This is a genomic window from Halegenticoccus tardaugens, from assembly GCF_004116405.1.
GTDB lineage: Archaea > Halobacteriota > Halobacteria > Halobacteriales > Haloferacaceae > Halegenticoccus > Halegenticoccus tardaugens.
Map to the genome: position 1 here is coordinate 31,445 of NZ_SDIC01000011.1, position 17,998 is coordinate 49,442.

Below are 17,998 nucleotides of genomic sequence, written 5' to 3' on the forward strand. Positions count from 1 at the left end.
GCCCCGCCGGACAGTACCGTCGACGCGTCGTTCGGATTCGCGGGGTCGACGACGGGGGAGTCGCGAGCCGCGAGAACGAGGCGAGAACGCGAAACAGAGACAGTTTCCACGGGATCAGTCGTCGACCGCGCCGTCGACGACCGAACCGGTCGGCGCGTCGCTCCAGACGGTACCGGCGTAGTCGATCGCGCCGTTCCACTTCGCGACGAGCGTCGTCACGGCGAGGTCGCCCGTCACGTTGTTCATCGTACGCATTCGGTCGAGAAGCGGGTCGATACCGGCGATCATCCCGACGATTTCGAGCGGCAAGCCGACCTGCGTCAGGACGATCGTCATCATGATGAGCCCCGCGCTCGGGACGCCCGCGGTGCCGACGCTCGCGAGCAGCGCGGTGGCGAGGACGGCGAATTGCTCGGCGATCGTGAGCGACTGACCGACGACGTTGGCGGCGAAGACGGCCACGATCCCCAGGTACATCGCCGTGCCGTCCATGTTGATCGTCGCGCCGAGCGGGAGCGAGAAGCTGTACACCTCCTCTGCGACGCCGAAGTTCTCGTCGGCGTCGCTCATCGACACCGGGAGCGTTCCGCTGCTCGAACTGATGCTGAGCGCGGTGACCATGGCGTCCTTCGCGCCGCTGAGGAACGAGAGCGGCGATTCGCCCATGAGGCCGCGCTGGATGACGACCAGGTAGACGAGTCCGATGTGGATGCTGACGGCGAGCGTGAGCGCGAGCGCGAGCTTCGCGTAAGGGACGATCGCGTCGACGCCCGCCTCGCCGAAGGTCGTCGCCATGAGCGCGAACACGCCGAGGACGCCGAACTCCATCACGCCCCAGACGATCTTGAACATCGCCTCCGACCCGGCCTCGGCGACGTCGAAGATCGCCTCGACGCCGTCGTGAACGGCGCTTCCGGGTTCGAACTCCTCGCTGAGCATCGCGAGGGCGATCCCGAAGACGACGGTGAAGAAGATCGTCGGCAGCACGTTGCCCTCGGCCATCGCGCCGAGCGGATTGTCCGGGACGACCCCGAGCAGGACGTCGACCATGCTCGGCGCTTGCTCCGTCTCCCCCGCCGATCCGGCGAGTTCGAGACCGACGCCGGGCTGGACGAGGTTCGCCACGCCGAGGCCGATGACGATGGCCACGGCGGTGGTGAGCAGGTACAACCCCACGACCTGTCCCCCGATACGTCCGAGTTTCGAGGGGGTCAGCCGGCGCGCCCCGAGCAAGAGCGTGAAGACGACGATCGGGACGACGATCATCTCCAGCAGGCGGACGAACAGCTCGCCGATCGGTTCGAGCGCCGTCGCCCGTCCGCCGACGACGAGCCCGAGCGCGGATCCGAGGACGAACGCGATCCCGATCCGGTAGACGAGCGGAACGGAACGGTACCGCCGCCACGATCGCGTGATAGTACCAGTCATGCTGATCGTCCGTGTAGTGGACCGGTCACCGACAACAACGTTTCGGTCATCGACGGGTCGAGAAATTACAATTATTATCTTTTTGTGTCATATATTGAGGTTCGGCCATTTCGCCGTCGAAGGGCAGTAGCCGGACGAATTCCGCGCCGAGAGCGGAGGACACGGGCGGACGGGAGACGAAGTCGGGATCGGGACGGACGCGACTCGCCAACTTTTTTATTTGCTGTCCGAATAGAGCAGTATGATAGCGCCGTTTTCTCTCGTCCGAGAAACGCTCGCGGACGTCGCCGAGGGGGAGTACGACCGGGCCGTCGTGTACGCCGACGCCGGCGAAGAAACCGTCCTTCACGAGGATCCCGTGCGCATCCAAGCGAACGGATGGATCGAACTCCCCGCCGAGCGGTTGCTCTCGCCGTCGTCCGTCCACCACGTCGACGTGTGGTGAGCCGGGACGTCGACGGTCGAATCGCGAGCCTCGAAGTCGGGGATCGCGCGGGGATCGGCGAGCGACGCCCCGGGAAAACCTCCCCCGTCAGCGCGCGTGCGGGACCGTGCTACTCGTCGTCCTGTTCGGTTTCGGATTTTCGGCCGCGTCGCCAGACGTTCGAAGCGGACACGCCCGTCGGTGCTTCGTGACTCACGTCTTTCATCGTTCGATTGTCTCGGTCGTCTTCGTTCATCGTGCCACGGATTAGCACAACCGTATATTAACTCTTTCTCGGATGTGATTATAAGACATAATACCGATCGGATCACCTAATATCGGCCCGCCGAAGCGGCGGAAACGCCGCGCCGACCGGTCGCCGAAGCACTTACTTGAAATGAGGCGCAAAAGCCTCTTCCTCAAGAGCGAGCGAAGCGAGTAGGGAGGAGATACAGCGTTCACAAGAGCTTTGCTCTTGTGCGTGAACGAGACGCTGTGCGTCTCGTCAACGTCGCACGAGTACCGAATACGTTCGACGCTCGCGGTCGCGGTCGCGGTCGCGCTCGGGTTGGCCCCGCTCGCCGTGCTGTTCTCCTTCGTCCTCCGTCTCGCGTGGATCGCACAGCAGACGGCGACGGTGGCACCCTTCGCCCCGAAGAATCGAGAGTACAGGCGGTAGCTCGCGTTCGGAGTCACTCGACCCGCGTCTTCGCGACGCCCCCGTCCGGACGACGGGCGACGAGGTATCTCCCGACTTCCACGACGACGGTCGCGGCGAGCCACACGCCGATCGCGAGCGACGCGACCGCGATGGAGTCGTTCGGATCGAGCAGGTCGAGCGCGCGGTGGAACCAGAACACGTCCGCGGCTGCCGAGTCGTGTACGGCCTCCGTCCGCGCGGCGAGCGCCGGAGCCGGCTTGTACGCGTCGGGGATCAGCCCCCAGCACCCGCCCAGGAGGATCAGCGTCCGCTCGAACGGGACGCGGCGGCCGACCGGCGCGAGGAGGACCGTCATGACCGTCGCTCCGACGGCGAAGTGGGTTATCGCCTTGGACATTCTGAGCGGGTCGGCGTAGCGTCGGGTCGCGCTTAGTATGGCTCCCGCTTCTATTCGGTAAGCCGTGCGTACCCGGTCGCGACTCGGCGTCTTCGGCTGCGAGGCGGCCGCGGACGTCGCCCGACCGCCGCCTCAGCCGTACCGGAGGACCCTCGCCATTCCCGCTTCGAGGTGATACAGCGTGTGACAGTGAAAGAGCCACTCGCCCGGGTTGTCGGCGACGAAATCGAACGTCAACTCGCCCATGCGACTCGGGACGCGCACCGTGTCCTTCACCGCGTCGCCGACGCGAAAGAAGTGCCCGTGGAGGTGCATGGGGTGGACGACCGGGCTGTGGTTCACCATGCGAACGCGGACGTGTTCCCCCTCCCGGACGGTCAGCGGCTCGGCGTCCGGGTACGCCCGTCCGTCGATCAGCCACGCGTCGGATCCGCCCGCTCCGCCCATCCCGTCCATACCCCCCATCCCGCCGGACAGCGTCAGATCGAACGTCCGATCGGGGGTCCCGTCGATCCCGTCGAGCGGCTCGATCGCCCGCAGATCCGCGTACCGTAGCCGCCTGCCGCCGGACCGCGGCGGGGCGGGAGTCCCGCCGCTCCCGTCGTAGCGCAGGACCGCTCGCGCCGGCGGTTCGGTGCCGGAAACCGCGTCCGCCCGGAGTTGCCACGCGCCGGGGTTGTCCGCCTCGACGACGGCGTCGTAGCGCTCGCCCGAGCCGAACACGAACTCGTCGACGGGAACCGGATCGACCGGTCGGCCGTCGGCGTGCGACACGTTCAGTCGGTGGCCGGCGAGTCGGACGCGGAAGGTCGTCGCGCTCGCGGCGTTGACGAACCGGAGGCGGACGCGCTCGCCGCGTTCGACGGCGAGGGTCGGCGGATCAGACGGCAGTCGACCGTTGACGAGCAAGCCGGCGTACGACGGTCGGCGGTCCCTCATCATCCCGCCGACCGCGCCGCCACCCATTCCGCTGCCGTTCGGTCCGCCGCCCATCCCACCCCCGCTCATCCCCCCCATTCCACCTCCGCCCGTTCGACTTCCGCTCATTCCGCCCATACCCGTTCCGTCCGATCCCGACGGCATCTCCGGCTCTCCGACGAGGTAGTCGTCGAGTACGAGGGTGTACTCCCGATCGTACTCGACGTGCGGCTCTCCCTCCTCGACGATCAGCGGACCGAGCAGTCCGCGGTCGGATTGCAGACCGACGTGACTGTGATAGAAATACGTCCCCGCGGGATCCGCCTCGAACTCGTAGGTGAACGTCGAATCGGGGGCGATCGGCTCCTGCGTCACGCCGGGGACGCCGTCCATCCGGTTCGGAAGCGGCACGCCGTGCCAGTGGATCGTCGTCCCCTCGGAAAGCCCGTTCGTCACGTCGACGCGGAGAACGTCGCCCTCCCCGACGCGCAGTTCGGGGCCCGGAAACGTCCCGTCGTAAAGCCAGGTCCGGGAGGCGTCGGAGTCCGACGCCCCCGGACGAACCGTCCCCGTCGAAGCCGTCAGGTCGACTGTCGCGTCGGCGGGGCCGGATACCGTCGACCGGGGCGTTGACGAGCGAGCGGGGTCGTCGGGGGAACCCTGGACCGTACATCCGGCCAGCGCGACCAGCCCCGCGCCGCCGAGCGAGCGTAGGACGCCGCGTCGCGTCGAGTGTCTGCGCATCATCTCGTCCGAAAGAAGGCGTCGATCGGTGATAAAGTGTAGTTGTGGGTAAACCGAGAATCACTGGATCGGACTTCACAGGGAGTCCTGACGACGCGGGGATGAGGTCAGTTCTCGGGAAGCGCGGCTTTCCGCGCGCCGGACGCCGTCCCCTCCGTCGTCGCCGCTTTCTCGACCACCAGATCCTCCAGCACGAGCACGTCGAGGCCCATCCCGTAGAAGTCCTTGAGCGCCTCCACCGGCGTCGTGACGATCGGTTCGGCGTGATCGTTGAACGAGGTGTTGAGCAGGACGGGCACGCCGGTGATGCGGTCGAACTCCGAGATGAGGCGGTGATACCGCGGATTCTGATCGGCGCTGACCGTCTGCGGGCGGGTCGTCCCGTCGGCCGGGTGGAGCACCGCCGCGACGTCGTCCGTCCGTTCGTCTCTCACGTCGAACGCGTCGATCATGTACGAGGAGGCGGTCGCGTCTTCGAGGTACTCCGCCGCCGCCCCTTCGAGCATCGACGGCGCGAAGGGCCGCCACTCTTCCCTGTGCTTTACGAATCGGTTGACCCGGTCGCGCGATTCGACCGTTCGCGGATCCGCGAGGATGCTGCGGTTGCCGAGCGCGCGCGGTCCCATCTCGGCGCGACCCTGAAACCAGCCGACGAGCGCGCCTTCCGCGAGCCGTTCGGCCGCGTACCGCGCCACGTCGTCGGGTTCGCCGTACGGGATCTTGTTCGTCTCCAGCAGCTCGCGAATCCCACCGACGGCGAACTCGGGGCCGAGGGAGACGGTCTCCATCTTCGGGACGTCCGCGGGCCGTCGATCGATCCACCCCGCGCCGAGCGCGAGGCCGGCGTCGTGGGCGACCGGCTGGACGAACACCTCCTCCACGACCGGCGACTCCCGGACGCGGGCGTTCATCTTGCAGTTGAGGGCGACGCCGCCCGCGAGCGCGACGTTTCCGACGCCGAGCCGACCGGCGTAGGTTTCGGCGATGTCGACGACGGTCTCCTCCAGCAGTTTCTGGGCGACGTGCGCCAGGTCCTTCTGCCACTGATCGAACTCGCCGGGCGTGCCCTGTCGCGGGCGGCCGAACGCCCGCTCCAGCCGCCGCACGCCCCGACCGGTTCCCCAGCCCTCGGTCAGATCGGTCACGTCGTAGTCGACGCCCGTCGCGACCAACCGCCGGAGCGTCCGCTCGATCTCCGGGTTCTCCGTCCCGTACGGGGCGAGCCCCATCACCTTCCCCTCGCCGTTGAACATGCGATAACCGAGGTACTCGGTGACGACGGCGAAGAACAGCCCGAGGCTGTTCGGGTGCTCGTAGGTTCGGAGCCGCCGCAGGCCGTCCCCGTCGCCGTACCAGACGACCGTGGAGTCGTACTCCCCCCTTGGCGTCGACGGTGAGCACGAGCGCCTCGTCGAACCCGGAGGGGTGGAACGCGCTCGCGGCGTGGCACGCGTGGTGCGGCCTCGTGTGAATCGGGGGGACGGGCGTCCCGATCTCGGCCAGCCGCGACTCGATCTCACCGACGGGTCGGAGCCGCGCCTGCAACTGCGTCATCGCGGTCCGTTCGAGCGCGGAGAGCTTCGACAGGACGCCGGGTTGGCGGAGGGAATCGCGGAGGTAGTGCGGGAGGATCTTCGCCCTGAGGCGCGGGTCGTAGGGGAGGACGATCCGGTCGAGGTCGCCCAGTTCGAGGCTCCGGTGGTCGAGACACGCCCGGATCGCCCGTTCCGGGAACGTGTTCGTGGCGTGCTTGGTTCGACAGAGCCGCTCCTCCTCGATGCCGAAGACGAGGTCTCCGTCCGCAAAGAGGGCTGCGCTCGGGTCGTGCTGTCCGTAGAGACCGATCGCGGGTTTGAACGCGAGGACGTACGTCGTCATGGTGCGCGAGGTGTGTCGTTCCGGCGGGTTCGACGTTCGAACGCCGGGTCCGTACCCGAAGCGACGATGCGGGGGAGAATGAGTCGGTGAGCGCGGTTTCAGAGCGAGCAAACGCGCCTCGCCGTTCATATAGTCAGGGAGTGTCGTCGTCGAACGGGCGGCGTCCGGAAGGCTCCGGTGCGGGCGTCGAGGGACCCCCATCGGGGGGAGGCGCGGACCCGTCAGATCTGACGGTCCGTCCCCGACTCGGGCGACGGACGTCCCTCGCGCAGGCGCTTTACGCCGCTGTACACGATCGCCCCGCTGACGAGGACCGCCGATCCGAAGATGAGTGCGACGCTCAGCGCGTCGAGCGCGGCCACGCCGTACGCCGCGCCCAGTTTCTTGCTCGCGACGGCGACGCTTCCCGCGAGAAGCATCGCCGCGAAATACCCTTTGATCTCGTCGTCGTCGACGAGGTTCGTCGCGGCCGATCCGACGCGGGCGCCGAGTGCGCTCCCCGCGAGCAGCGACGTGACGGCCGGGACGTCCACGGCGTTCGCCTGGGCGTAGACGAAGGCGCCGAAGCCGCCGGAGACGGTGATCTGGAGCGCGTCGGTTCCGACGGCGACGGACGCAGGGACGCCGAGGCCGTACACCATCGCCGGCATCAGGAGGAACCCGCCCCCGACGCCCAGGAATCCGGAGAGGACTCCGATCGCGGCGGCGATCGCGAGCGCGATCCACACGGAGACTCGGGGGCCGCCCCTGAGTTCGACCGTCGGCGGTAGCTGGTGGCGCTGAACCCACGCGGCAGCGGCCGCGTCTTCCCCGCCCGTCGCGTCGCCTTCGCCGAGCGAATCGCGCAGCGTGAACAACCCGACTCCCGCGAGCAACCCGACGTACGCGACGCCGATGACGAGATCCGCGAGGCCGAGCGATTCGAGGTGGAAGACCGCCCGCTTTCCGACCTCGATGCCGGCGGTCATGCCGACGGTCATCAGTCCGGCCAGCTTGTAGTCGACCTGCCCCAGATCGCGGTGACGGAGCGCCGCGATGATCGACGTGCCGAACACGAAGGCGAGCCCGCTTCCGACGGCGACCTTGGCGGAGTAGCCGAGCACCAACAGCGCCGGGGTCACGAGGAAGCTCCCGCCCATCCCGAAGAATCCGAACAGGACGCCGATGAGGAGTCCGAATCCGACGAACAGTCCGATCAGCGCGAGGCTCAGTCCGAACGGCTCCATCCTCACTCACCGCCGATCGCGTCCACCACGGCAGCGCCGGCCGCGTTCGTCACGAACCCGTACCCGACGTACAGCGCGAGGGATTCGGCGAGTACGAGCCCCACGACGGCCGCCGCGTGCGCGTTTCCGGAGAGCGTGGCTAGTCCGAACATCGGTCCATCCTCCTTCGACGGAATCGCGGTGATCGCGTGCGTTTCATGCTGCGCTGTCCGTTCGATCGTCGATCGACGAGTTTCTTAATGGTTGTGGGCATATTGTACAATATTATCTCGTTCCGACAGGACTCGGACGGTTCGGTCGTGATCACGTTCTTCGCTCCGTGGGTTCGGTCGCGGTCAGTCCGCCTCCGTCGGCGTCGAACGGGCGTCGTCGGTTCGGGTCCGCCAGTACCCCTGCGCGTACGCGCCGAGGAACATGCCGGCGACGGCCCAGAGGATCGGCAGGTTTCCGACGCCGAGGCTGGCGTACGCAGCGCCGGGGCAGATCCCGGAGATTCCCCAGCCGACGCCGAAGACGGCGCCTCCCGCGACGACGTCGCGGTCGAACTCCTTCAGCCGTCGGCGATAGGCGTCGCCGGTCAGCGGGGCGCTTTCGAGGTACCGGGTCGCGATCGCGAACGTCGATCCGGTGACGAGCGCCGCGCCGCCCATGACGAACAGGAGGCCGAAGTCCTCGAACCGGAGGAAATCGAGCACGACCTCCGGCCGGGCCATGTGACTGTACCCCAGTCCGAAGCCGAACGCCAGCCCGCCGACGAGGATTACCGCCACGAACGGGAGGCCACGCCCCCCGTCGCCGCCCGCCGCTCGTTCGCTCACGGCGTCACCCCCAGCGCCGCGACGAACTGCGCCGTTCCGACGGCGACGGCCATGAACGTCAGGACGTTCGCGATCGAGGTCGGAGACCCCGACCCGACGCCGCAGACGCCGTGGCCGGAGGTGCACCCCTTGCCGAGGCGGGTGCCGACGCCGACGAGGGTCCCCCCGACGAACAGCCGCCACCACTGCACGTCGGTCGTCCAGAAACCCTCCTGAAACAGCGCCGCGTAGAGCGCCGCGCCCGCGACGATGCCGACGGTGAAGACGACGCGCCAGTCCCGCGAGGCGACGTACCGCGGGCGGTTGAACCGGTCGACCGACGAGACGTACGACAGCGTCGATTCGAGGAACGTGCTCGCGCCGGCGATGATGCCCGTTCCGAGGTAGATCGTCGCGACGCCGATCCCCACGAGGACCCCGCCGACGGCGTAGTGACTGACGCCGTTCGGGAACGCCTCCCCGAACGACGCGGGGGCGGGTCCGGCGAGCGGCGCGACGATCGAGGCGACGGTCGCGACGGCCGAGAGCGGATCCGACGTCATCGGCGGTTTCGCTCCGTCGTCGATTCCTCCATCCGTCTACTCGCCCGCCGTGGCGTCCCGACCGGCGGCGCAGTTGTTCGGCCCGAGTTCGAGCTCGAACGCCTCCCCGTCGGTCGCTTCGTTCCGTCCCAGGTTCGTCGCGACGATCTCCTCGTGGTTCGCCGGCCGCGGCGGCAGATCCGAGCGGACGAACTCGACGAACGTCGCCTCGTCCATCGACAGCGCCGCCATCGACGACTTCAGCTCACCGAGGGTCGCGGTGTACGTTCCGTCGGCGGCCGGCGTCGCGGCGTCGCTGAAGTGCCCCGGCGCGACAGTGGTGTCGTCCGGAAGCGGCAGGATCCGCTCGTGCAACGTCTCGTAGAGCCGGCGGGCGGCGGCGGGCGCGCACTCGTCACCGTCCTCCAGATCGGGCCGGGCGACGCTCTCGACGAAGAGCCCGTCGCCGGTGAGGAGAACGTCGCCGACGCGGTAGGCGGTCATCCCCGTCGTGTGTCCGGGCGCGTGGACCGCCTCGATCGTCTCGTCGCCGAGCGGGAGTTCGTCGCCGTCCGCGACGGTCGCGTACGCGCTGTCGTACTCGACGCCGCGGGCGGCCGCGGGTTCCGGAATCACGGCTTCGGCCCCCGCCTCGTCGGCGAGCGCGCGGACGCCGCTGACGTGGTCGGCGTGGACGTGCGTGTCGATGGCGTACGCGATCTCCGCCCCGAGCGCCCGGGCGTCCCGGACGTACTCGGGGACGAACGCCCGGAGCGGGTCGACGACCGCCGCCTCGCCGCCCGAGACGATCAGGTAGGCGAGACAGCCGCTCGACGGCCGCCGGTACTGCGCGACCGTCGCGTCCGCCCCGACGTCGAGCTCCGCGTACTCGTAGAGGCGCGCCCAGCCGTTCATCCCCTCGGCGAGGTGGACCGCGTCGTATCCGCGCTCCGCCAGGAGACCGGCGACGTACTCGCTGGACTGTCCCTTCGCGCAGACCGCGACGAGCCGTTCGTCCTCGGGGAGCCGCTCGAACAGCTCCTCGTCCGGATCGTCGACGAGGAAGCCGTAGTAGGGGAGGTTGATCGTCTCGACGCCGTCGCCGCCGATTCGCCACGATTCGGATTCCTCGGGGGCGCGCGTATCGAGAACGACGACGTCGTCGCCCGCGTCGATTCGCTCCTTCAGAGTCTCCGGTTCGATGCTCTCGACCGACGCGTCCGGCCGCGGAAACGCTGGTTCGCTCATGTGTTCCGTTTCTCGCTACCGGACCGTCGCACATAAGAGTTGTCATAGTATTCCCAATAATATACAATACTATTGGCGAAGACGCTCGAAACAGGGACGGGAGAAAACGCGCGCTGAGCGCCCTGAATGCGCGGAGGTGACTGGGACCGCACGATTTCGTCCGTTTCGCCCGCCCGTTCGGAGCGACCTCGGTCGATGTAACCGCGTCCCGTCGTCCCGATGATCGACACGCTTTTAGCCGAGCACAAGATATTGTGCTTTGAAGCCAATATAATACACTACTACCCATGAACACGAACGACATCGCGGAAACGCTGGACGTGAAGGGGCAGAGCTGCCCGATGCCCGTCGTGAAGACGCGACAGGCGATCGACGCGCTGGAGGCGGACGACGTGCTCGAAGTCCTCGCCACCGACTCCGGAAGCGTGAGCGACATCCGCGGGTGGGCGAACGCGACGCCGGACGTCGAACTCCTCGACCAGACCGAAGACGGGTCGGGCGGCGAGACGGTGTACAAACACTACGTGAAGCGGACGAGCTGAAGAATGAGCGCCGACGCACGTCCGGTCGGAACGGACGACGAGGACGCCGGCGACGGCGTCGAGAGCAACGACGTCGCGGTCCTCCGCGAACGAGTCGCGGATCTCGAAGCGCGGCTCGCGGACGCACGGGCCGAGGGGGGTGACGGCGGCAGGAAGATGACGATCGTGGCGACGAAGGGGACGCTCGACATGGCGTATCCGCCGCTCATCCTCGCGAGCACGGCGGCGGCCTTCGGCTGGGACGTGGTCGTCTTCCACACGTTCTGGGGACTGGACATCCTCCGCGAGGGGAAGTCCACGAACCTGCGGCTGAGCGCCGTGGGGAATCCGAACCTGCCGATGCCGAACGCCCTCGCGGCGCTTCCGGGCATGGACGGGGTGGCGACGCGACTGATGAAACGGAAGATCGAGGAGAACGGGACGGCCACCGTGGCGGAGCTGATCGACGTCTCGCTCGAAAGCGGGGTCGACCTCCAGGCCTGCCAGATGACGATGGACCTCATGGGATACGAGGCGGAGGACCTCCACGACGGCGTGACGACGGGCGTGGGCGCCGCGACCGCCCTGGAGCACATGGCCGACGCCGACGTGCAGCTTCTGATCTGAGGGCCCCAGTCGACGGGCGCACCGCCGGAACCGCGGCCCGGGATGGCCGCGTCCGGCGGACCCCGCTCCGGAACCGGGACTCAGGGCGGTCGTTCCATCGCGAACCGATCGCGGGTCGTCGCGTAGTGGCTCCCCGACAGCCGCCCGACGGCGTCGAGCTTCGTCACGTCGAGTTTGCCGCCCGTCGTCACCTCGTCGTCGACGTGGGCGTAGACGACCTCGCCGAGGATCATCGTGGAGCCGCCGACCTCGATCGAGTCGTACAGCCGACACTCGAAGGAGATCTTCGCGTCCGCGACGCGCGCCGCGTTCACCCACTCCGCCTCGGCTTTCGCGAGGTCGGCGCGGTCGAACTCGCTCTCGCCGGACGGAAGCGACGCGCTCGTCTCGTTCATCCGCTCCGCGAGGTCCGCCGTCACGACGTTCACGACGAACTCGCCCGTGTCGAGGACGTTCCGCGGCGTGTCCTTGAGGTCCCCGCCGGTCCCGACCGGCGCGAACATCAGGACGGGCGGGTCGACCGCGACGACGTTGAAGAAGCTGTAGGGCGCGAGGTTGTCGACGCCCGCGGCGCTCCGGCTGCTGACCCACGCGATGGGTCTGGGGACGACCGCGCCGGCGAGGAGTCGGTAGGGGCCGAACGTCCCCGGTTCGCCCTTCATTCGTCCGCCCCGCGGCCGTCTTCGAACGGATCGATCGCTCGGCTCCCCGGCTCGTCTTCGTCGACGCCGAACCCCGGGCCCGCGGTCGCGAGTTCGAACACGAGGCCGTCCGGGTCGGTGAAGTAGACGCTCCGGAAGTACGTCCGGTCCTTGACCTCCGAGACCCGCACGTCGCGCGAGCGCAGGTGCTCGCGCCACTCCCGCAGCGTCTCCTCGTCCTCGACGCCGAAGGCGAAGTGGTGGCTCGCGCCCGGTCCGGGCGTTCCCCGGGAATCCGGGTACTCGAAGTACGTCACCGTCGTTCCCGGCTCGCCCGCCGGCGTCGACGAAAAGTAGTAGTGGGGCGTCCCGGGGTCGTCGTAGTTCTGCGTCCGCTTTACCGTGTGCCAGCCGAGTGCCTCCTCGTAGAACTCCCTCGTCCGCTCCATGTCGGTACAGACGTTCGTCACGTGGTGCAGGCCGGTGGTCGGTGGTGCGTCGGTCATGTCGAGTGCGGTGCGTCGAGCTACGCGCCCGACGCACATACCCGTTTTCGGACGCGAACGTCACCCGGTGACGCCGACGTTAGCGGGGAGTCGCCACCGCGCACCGCGTGCGTTTCCCGTCGACTCTCGATCGCAGTCCGACGAACCGACTATTTTTAGACGTATGGGGTTTAACGCGAGGTATGGCCCGATTTCCATCGGGCTTTAACCGTATATACTATCTAATCATCTGGTGTAGGAGCTTTTTTATGCGATAATGTGATTTTCTACTGTGGCGCGATCCGCTCTGGAACCAACCTGTCATGTGTGAGCTATCAACCGTTACACGGTCGCGCCGCGCCGAAACGGCGTACGCTCGTCGGCGCGGGCGTCAGCCCGTCCGCGTCCGGCGTTCGCACGAACGACTACTTGACCGGCGGGGAGTGACGACGCGGTCGACCGGCGAGGGGCGACGTCACAGTCGATACACGGGGAGCGGCCGCGCACGTCGCGCCGGGCGAACAACGCGAGATCCGTTTGTAGAAATTTACAACACCTTATATAGGAAGGCTCCGAGAGACGGATAAGCGGCGGGTGAGCGCGCCCCGACGATCGCCGGCGGTCGACGGAGCGGCGTTCGACGCCGGCCACAGAGACATGCAACGACGCACGCTCGTCACCGCCCTGATTCTGGTATCGCTCCTCGCGTCGCAACCGGCCGGCGCGGCGGATCCCGAGTTCCGGGTGTACGTCCCCGAGCCGACGCTCGCGCCCGGCGGGGAGGCCGAACTCACCGTTCAACTGACGAACGACCCCGACGATCCGGACGAGCGGGCCGAACCGGCCGAGAACGTCCGTGCCACCGTCGAGTCGGGCGACGCGCCCATCGACGTCACCTCCGGCACGCGGCTGCTCGGTTCGACGGCGGACGGGCAGGTACAGGAGGTCACGGTTCGCGTCGACGTCCCCTCGACGATCGAGCCGGGGTCGTACGAGCTACCGATCGACGTCGAGTACGAGCACGACGGCGACGAGGAGTCGGAGCGCGTCTACGCGTCCGTCGAGGTCGAAGACCGCGCCCAGTTCGCCGTCGACGGGGCGGAGACGACCGCGCCGGTCGGCGGGGGCGGCACGTCGACGGTGACGATCACGAACGTGGGCACGGAGGCGGCGTCGAACGCCTCGACGACGGTCACCTCGACCGATCCGGACGTCCAGTTCGGCGGGAGCGAGTCGGCGACGCAGTACGCCGGCGAGTGGGAGCCCGGCGAGAGCAGGACGTTCGAGTACCGAACGACGGTCGCAAACGGCGCCGACGCCCGGGATCACACGGTCGAGAGCGTCGTCGAGTACGACGACGAGGGCGGCACGGAGCGGACGTCGCGGACGCTCTCGTTCGGGCTGACGCCCCTCGGAGAACAGACGTTCGCCGTCGAAAACGTCGACAGCGCGCTCCGGGTCGGACAGGAGGGGACGCTCGGCGGCGAGATCGTGAACACCGGCGAGACGACGGCGAGCAACGCGGTGGTCGTCCTGGAGAGTTCGAACCCGAACGTCGAGGTGCTCGAATCGGAGTACGCCGTCGGCGAACTCGGGCCGGGCGACCGCGCGGACGTCGCGTTCGACACCGAGGTGACCGACTCGGCCGAGGCCGGACCCCGTCAGCTCTCGATGCGGGTCGAGTACCGCGACGAGGACGACGACGAACGCGAGAGCGACCCGATCGACGTGCGCGCCGACGTGGGACCGAAAGAGAGCGAGTTCGACGTCGAGCCCGTGAACGCGACCTTCGAGGCGGGCGAAGACGGCACGCTCGAGCTGAACGTGACGAACAACCGCGACGAGACGCTCCGCGAGATCTCCGCGAAGCTGTTCGAGGAAGCGCCGATCTCCGCGTCGGACGACGAGGCGTTCGTCCCCGAACTCGAACCGGGCGAGAGCGCGACGCTCCGCTTCGAAGTCGGCGTCGAGGGCGACGTGCTCGCGAAGACCTACCCCCTGAAACTCGACTTCCAGTACGACGACGAGGAGGGCGAGACGCTCATCTCCGACACGTACCAGGTGCCGATCGCCGTCACCGACGAGGGCGGGAGCGGCCTGCCGCTCGGCATCGCCGTCGGGATCGTCGCCTTCGTCGCCCTCGGGGCGGTCGGGTACGTCTACAGCCGGCGGTAAGCGCGGATGGACCACCAACGACTCATCGACTGGGTGGACGACCGCATCGTCGACAGCCCGTGGCGCGTCGTCCTCGCGTTCCTCGCGTTGACGGCCGTGTTCGCCGTCGGACTGGGGAACGTCTCGACCGAGGCCGGAACCCAGCAGTTCGCCGAGGACATCCCCGAGGAGCGCGCGCTGTCGGACATCAACAGGGAGTTCGGCCCCTCGTTCGAGCCCGACACGGGAAGTACGCAGCTCATCCAGCGGGGCGACGACGTGCTGTCGAAGCCGGAGCTCCTGCGGATGCTCCGTGCTCAGGAACGCCTCGAAGAACGCGAGGATCTGCGCGTCTCCTCCACGTCGAGCGCGGCGCAGGTCGTGGCGCGGACGATCGATCCGGACGCGGACACGCTCGACCGACAGATCCGGGCGATCGAGGGGGCGACGGCGACCGAAGTCGAGCGCGCGGTGCGGGAGAACGCGAACAACCCCGGGTTCACCGGCACGGTGAGCAACGACTTCAACGAACGCGACGCGTCGGCGTCCGCGACGATCGGCGTGGTCGAACACACGCTCCCGGCCGGGCTGAGCGGCGGCACCGGCGAAGGCGGCTCCAGTCCGCTGACGCCGATTCAGCTGAACGCACAGCGCGTCGTCGACACGGTCGGGGGCGACATCACGGTGTTCGGGAGCGGGATCACCTCCGAGGAGTTCGGAAACGTCATCAGCGACTCGCTCTTCATCGTCACGCCGGCCGCCGTGGTCTTCATCCTCTTTTTCCTCGTGATCGCCTACCGCGACCTCGTGGACCTCCTCCTCGGCTCGTTCGCCCTCCTCATGGCCGTGGTGTGGACGTTCGGCTTCCTCGGGCTGGCGAACATCCCGTTCAACCAGATCATGATCGCGGTGCCGCCGCTCTTGCTCGCGGTCGGCATCGACTTCGGCATCCACGCCATCAACCGCTACCGCGAGGACCGGATGGACGGCCGCGGCATCGACGAGGCGATGCGTCTCGCGACGGACCAGCTGCTCGTCGCCTTCTTCATCGTCACCAGCACGACCGTCATCGGGTTCCTCTCGAACCTCGCGAGCGACCTCGTTCCGATCCGCGACTTCGGCGTGGCGGCGGCGATCGGCATCGTCTTCACCTTCCTCATCTTCGGGATCTTCCTCCCGGCGGCGAAGGTGCTCGTCGACCGGGCGCGGGAGCGCTACCCGATCCCGACGTTCAGCCGGACGCCGCTCGGTGCGGAGGGTTCGCGGCTCGGCTCCGCGCTCCGCGGCGGCGTCGTCGTCGCCGAGCGCGCGCCGGGCGCGTTCCTCGCGCTCGTCCTCGTTTCGAGCGCCGCGGCGGGCGTCTACGCGACCGAGATCGACACCAGCTTCTCCGACGAGGACTTCCTCCCGCCGGAGGAGACGCCGGCCTACCTCCAGGTGCTTCCGGAGCCCTTCAGGCCGGGCGAGTACACCGTCGTCGAGCAGTTGAACTTCCTCGAACGGAAGTTCCAGACGACGCAGGGCGGCACCGCCACGGTCTACCACGAGCGGCACATGGAGGACGACACCGCCCTCGAATCGCTCCACCGCGCCGGTGACGACCCGCCGGAGACGTTCGTCAGGCAGGGTCGCCACGCCGACGAGGAGAGCATCGTCACCGTCGTCGAGTCGCACGCGGAGCGGGATCCCGAGTTCCGCCGCCTCGTCGACCGCAACGACCGCGACGGCAACGGGATCCCCGACCGCAACCTCGATCGGGTGTACGATTACCTCCTCGACTCGTCCGCGAGCGCCGAGGCGAGCCAGTACCTCGCGGACGACCGGCGGAGCACCCGGGTCGATTACGCGGTGAAGGGCACCGCCGAGAACGACGAGGTGACGAGCGACGCGCGGAGCGTCGCCGATCGCTACCGCGGCGACGCCGTCGCGACCGGCGACATCGTCGTCTTTCAGGCGGTGTCGGACCTCATCCTCGAGTCCGCGGTCCTGAGCCTCGCGGTCGCGCTCTGTGGCACCGTCGCCTTCCTCGTCTTCATCTACTGGGTACTGGAAGGACACCCGTCGCTGGGGATCGTCAACACGGTTCCCATCGCGGTGGCCGTCGCGTTCGTCGCGGGGTCGATGCGCCTCCTCGGCATCTCCTTCAACGCCTTCACCGCGACCATCCTCGCGCTCACGATCGGCCTCGGCATCGATTACTCGGTCCACGTCGTCCACCGGTTCGTCGACGAGCGCCGCGGATACGGCCTGTTCGACGCGCTCGATCGGACGGTCCGGGGGACCGGCGGGGCGCTGACGGGGAGCATGCTGACGACCGCGTTCGGGATCGGCGTGTTGACCCTCGCGGTCCTCGACGTGCTGGGGCAGTTCGGGATCCTCACCGCCCTCAGCATCGTGTACTCCTTCCTCGCGTCGCTTCTCGTGCTCCCGTCGACGCTCGTCCTCTGGGATCGGTTCGCGAACGACGACCCCGAGACTCCGATGGACGCGGCGGCGGACGGGGCCGTCCCGGATCGGGGGGGTGACGCCGCTTGAGCGCCGACGAGCACGACGCGGTCGCCTCGCTCGAACGGCTCGGCCTGTCGAACTACGAAGCGCGGGTGTTCCTCGCGCTCCAGAAGCTCGGGACGGGGACGGCGCGCGACGTCCACCGCGTCGCTGGCGTCCCGCGATCGCAGGTGTACGGGGCGGCCGAGGAGCTGGAGGAGCGCGGCCTCGTCGAACTCCAGCAGTCGACGCCGAAGCGGTACCGGCCGGTGAGCCTCGACGCGGCCCGCGAGCGGCTGTCGGCGCGGCTGGAGCGCGAACAGGAGCGGGCGTTCGGGTACCTCGAACGGGTTCAAAAGGAACGCACCGGTCCCGAGACGCGCGAGGACGTGTGGACGCTCCGCGGCAGGGAGCCGATCTCGAACCGCGTCGTCGACCTCGTCGGCGGCGCGGACGAGCGCGTCCTGCTCGCGGCGGCGGCGCCGGAACTCGTCTCCGACGGGATGGTCGAGGCGCTGTTCGAGAGAGCCGAAACTGGCGTCGAGGTCGTGGTCGTCAGCGAGGACCCGGCGGTCAGGGAGCTGTTCGCGGGCGGGCGGTGCGCCGTCTACGCGCCGATCGAGGAGCCGCCGTCGGACCACACGGGTCGCCTCCTGCTCTGCGACGACAACGTCGTCCTCCTGTCCGTGCGCGCCGGCTCCGCCTTCCCGGACTCGACGGAGGAGACGGCGATCTGGAGCGCGGACACCGCGCTCTCGGCCGTACTCACCCAGGTCATCCGCAGCGGCATGGCCGCCCTGCTGGGAGAGTAGCCGGCCCG

General features: G+C 68.4%; 18 protein-coding genes and 1 pseudogene. 7 read left to right on the top strand and 12 right to left on the bottom strand.

Annotated elements, in window-relative coordinates; all coding sequences use genetic code 11:
- Nucleotides 1-114 precede the first annotated feature (114 nt).
- The gene (locus C3L37_RS22465; RefSeq protein WP_129116772.1) at nt 115-1,428 is read right to left on the bottom strand and encodes a dicarboxylate/amino acid:cation symporter; all 1,314 of its coding nucleotides are present in this window, start codon (nt 1,426-1,428) and stop codon (nt 115-117) included.
- Between the two features lie 241 nt (nt 1,429-1,669).
- Here C3L37_RS22465 and C3L37_RS22470 point away from each other — a divergent pair, with 241 nt between their 5' ends.
- The gene (locus tag C3L37_RS22470) at nt 1,670-1,873 is read left to right on the top strand and encodes a hypothetical protein (protein WP_129116773.1); all 204 of its coding nucleotides are present in this window, start codon (nt 1,670-1,672) and stop codon (nt 1,871-1,873) included.
- A 109-nt stretch (nt 1,874-1,982) separates the two neighbouring features.
- Here the strand turns inward: C3L37_RS22470 and C3L37_RS25470 are convergent, their stop codons facing one another.
- The gene (locus C3L37_RS25470) at nt 1,983-2,108 is read right to left on the bottom strand and encodes a hypothetical protein (RefSeq protein ID WP_267195356.1); all 126 of its coding nucleotides are present in this window, start codon (nt 2,106-2,108) and stop codon (nt 1,983-1,985) included.
- Nucleotides 2,109-2,333: 225 nt separating this feature from the next.
- Between C3L37_RS25470 and C3L37_RS22475 the strand changes: the two genes are divergently transcribed.
- Entirely contained in the window at nt 2,334-2,531 is a 198-nt protein-coding gene (locus tag C3L37_RS22475) for a hypothetical protein (protein ID WP_129116774.1), read from the top strand.
- Between the two features lie 13 nt (nt 2,532-2,544).
- Here C3L37_RS22475 and C3L37_RS22480 read toward each other — a convergent pair whose 3' ends face one another.
- From C3L37_RS22480 to C3L37_RS22510, 8 genes and pseudogenes are all read right to left on the bottom strand, one after another.
- On the bottom strand, nt 2,545-2,910 hold the full coding sequence (locus C3L37_RS22480; protein WP_129116775.1) for a hypothetical protein: 366 nt from the start codon (nt 2,908-2,910) through the stop codon (nt 2,545-2,547).
- Nucleotides 2,911-3,042: 132 nt separating this feature from the next.
- Nucleotides 3,043-4,572 (bottom strand): multicopper oxidase family protein, encoded by a 1,530-nt coding sequence (locus C3L37_RS22485; RefSeq protein WP_228546436.1) that lies wholly within the window; start codon nt 4,570-4,572, stop codon nt 3,043-3,045.
- A gap of 107 nt (nt 4,573-4,679) precedes the next feature.
- Nucleotides 4,680-6,450, bottom strand: a pseudogene (locus C3L37_RS25475) (carbamoyltransferase family protein).
- A gap of 221 nt (nt 6,451-6,671) precedes the next feature.
- The gene (locus C3L37_RS22495; RefSeq protein ID WP_129116777.1) at nt 6,672-7,676 is read right to left on the bottom strand and encodes a sulfite exporter TauE/SafE family protein; all 1,005 of its coding nucleotides are present in this window, start codon (nt 7,674-7,676) and stop codon (nt 6,672-6,674) included.
- A 2-nt stretch (nt 7,677-7,678) separates the two neighbouring features.
- On the bottom strand, nt 7,679-7,828 hold the full coding sequence (locus C3L37_RS24625; protein WP_164974849.1) for a DUF7512 family protein: 150 nt from the start codon (nt 7,826-7,828) through the stop codon (nt 7,679-7,681).
- Nucleotides 7,829-8,011: 183 nt separating this feature from the next.
- Nucleotides 8,012-8,494 (bottom strand): YeeE/YedE family protein, encoded by a 483-nt coding sequence (locus C3L37_RS22500; protein ID WP_129116778.1) that lies wholly within the window; start codon nt 8,492-8,494, stop codon nt 8,012-8,014.
- A complete protein-coding gene (locus C3L37_RS22505; protein WP_129116779.1) occupies nt 8,491-9,036 on the bottom strand; it encodes a YeeE/YedE family protein in 546 nt (181 codons plus the stop codon). Before C3L37_RS22505 ends, C3L37_RS22500 begins: the two co-directional genes overlap by 4 nt.
- Before the next feature lie 36 nt (nt 9,037-9,072).
- Complete coding sequence (locus C3L37_RS22510; protein ID WP_129116780.1) at nt 9,073-10,263, bottom strand: MBL fold metallo-hydrolase; 1,191 nt, start codon at nt 10,261-10,263, stop codon at nt 9,073-9,075.
- A gap of 287 nt (nt 10,264-10,550) precedes the next feature.
- On the opposite strand from C3L37_RS22510, the gene C3L37_RS22515 reads away from it, so the two are divergent.
- Together C3L37_RS22515 and C3L37_RS22520 are read left to right on the top strand one after the other, a co-directional pair.
- A complete protein-coding gene (locus tag C3L37_RS22515) occupies nt 10,551-10,805 on the top strand; it encodes a sulfurtransferase TusA family protein (protein WP_129116781.1) in 255 nt (84 codons plus the stop codon).
- Nucleotides 10,806-10,808: 3 nt separating this feature from the next.
- Nucleotides 10,809-11,411 carry a DsrE/DsrF/DrsH-like family protein gene (locus tag C3L37_RS22520; protein WP_129116782.1) on the top strand — a complete coding sequence of 201 codons (603 nt, stop codon included), beginning with the start codon at nt 10,809-10,811 and terminating at the stop codon, nt 11,409-11,411.
- An 80-nt stretch (nt 11,412-11,491) separates the two neighbouring features.
- Here the strand turns inward: C3L37_RS22520 and C3L37_RS22525 are convergent, their stop codons facing one another.
- Nucleotides 11,492-12,073 (bottom strand): flavin reductase family protein, encoded by a 582-nt coding sequence (locus C3L37_RS22525; RefSeq protein ID WP_129116783.1) that lies wholly within the window; start codon nt 12,071-12,073, stop codon nt 11,492-11,494.
- Complete coding sequence (locus tag C3L37_RS22530) at nt 12,070-12,558, bottom strand: VOC family protein (protein WP_129116784.1); 489 nt, start codon at nt 12,556-12,558, stop codon at nt 12,070-12,072. Before C3L37_RS22530 ends, C3L37_RS22525 begins: the two co-directional genes overlap by 4 nt.
- Nucleotides 12,559-13,131: 573 nt before the next feature.
- On the opposite strand from C3L37_RS22530, the gene C3L37_RS22535 reads away from it, so the two are divergent.
- Genes C3L37_RS22535 through C3L37_RS22545 form a run of 3 tightly spaced genes read left to right on the top strand, consistent with a single transcriptional unit; the run spans nt 13,132 to nt 17,990 of the window.
- On the top strand, nt 13,132-14,712 hold the full coding sequence (locus tag C3L37_RS22535; protein ID WP_129116785.1) for a COG1361 S-layer family protein: 1,581 nt from the start codon (nt 13,132-13,134) through the stop codon (nt 14,710-14,712).
- A gap of 6 nt (nt 14,713-14,718) precedes the next feature.
- Nucleotides 14,719-17,226 carry an efflux RND transporter permease subunit gene (locus tag C3L37_RS22540; RefSeq protein WP_129116786.1) on the top strand — a complete coding sequence of 836 codons (2,508 nt, stop codon included), beginning with the start codon at nt 14,719-14,721 and terminating at the stop codon, nt 17,224-17,226.
- On the top strand, nt 17,223-17,990 hold the full coding sequence (locus C3L37_RS22545; protein WP_129116787.1) for a TrmB family transcriptional regulator: 768 nt from the start codon (nt 17,223-17,225) through the stop codon (nt 17,988-17,990). Before C3L37_RS22540 ends, C3L37_RS22545 begins: the two co-directional genes overlap by 4 nt.
- Nucleotides 17,991-17,998 lie beyond the last annotated feature (8 nt).

Coding starts and splice junctions, on each gene's coding strand:
- C3L37_RS22470 (WP_129116773.1), top strand. CDS start 1,670: ATGATAGCGCCGTTTTCTCTCGTCCGAGAAACGCTCGCGGACGTCGCC.
- C3L37_RS22485 (WP_228546436.1), bottom strand. CDS start 4,572: ATGCGCAGACACTCGACGCGACGCGGCGTCCTACGCTCGCTCGGCGGC.
- C3L37_RS24625 (WP_164974849.1), bottom strand. CDS start 7,828: ATGTTCGGACTAGCCACGCTCTCCGGAAACGCGCACGCGGCGGCCGTC.
- C3L37_RS22525 (WP_129116783.1), bottom strand. CDS start 12,073: ATGAAGGGCGAACCGGGGACGTTCGGCCCCTACCGACTCCTCGCCGGC.
- C3L37_RS22465 (WP_129116772.1), bottom strand. CDS start 1,428: ATGACTGGTACTATCACGCGATCGTGGCGGCGGTACCGTTCCGTTCCG.
- C3L37_RS25470 (WP_267195356.1), bottom strand. CDS start 2,108: ATGAACGAAGACGACCGAGACAATCGAACGATGAAAGACGTGAGTCAC.
- C3L37_RS22530 (WP_129116784.1), bottom strand. CDS start 12,558: ATGACCGACGCACCACCGACCACCGGCCTGCACCACGTGACGAACGTC.
- C3L37_RS22510 (WP_129116780.1), bottom strand. CDS start 10,263: ATGAGCGAACCAGCGTTTCCGCGGCCGGACGCGTCGGTCGAGAGCATC.
- C3L37_RS22515 (WP_129116781.1), top strand. CDS start 10,551: ATGAACACGAACGACATCGCGGAAACGCTGGACGTGAAGGGGCAGAGC.
- C3L37_RS22520 (WP_129116782.1), top strand. CDS start 10,809: ATGAGCGCCGACGCACGTCCGGTCGGAACGGACGACGAGGACGCCGGC.
- C3L37_RS22540 (WP_129116786.1), top strand. CDS start 14,719: ATGGACCACCAACGACTCATCGACTGGGTGGACGACCGCATCGTCGAC.
- C3L37_RS22505 (WP_129116779.1), bottom strand. CDS start 9,036: ATGACGTCGGATCCGCTCTCGGCCGTCGCGACCGTCGCCTCGATCGTC.
- C3L37_RS22495 (WP_129116777.1), bottom strand. CDS start 7,676: ATGGAGCCGTTCGGACTGAGCCTCGCGCTGATCGGACTGTTCGTCGGA.
- C3L37_RS22480 (WP_129116775.1), bottom strand. CDS start 2,910: ATGTCCAAGGCGATAACCCACTTCGCCGTCGGAGCGACGGTCATGACG.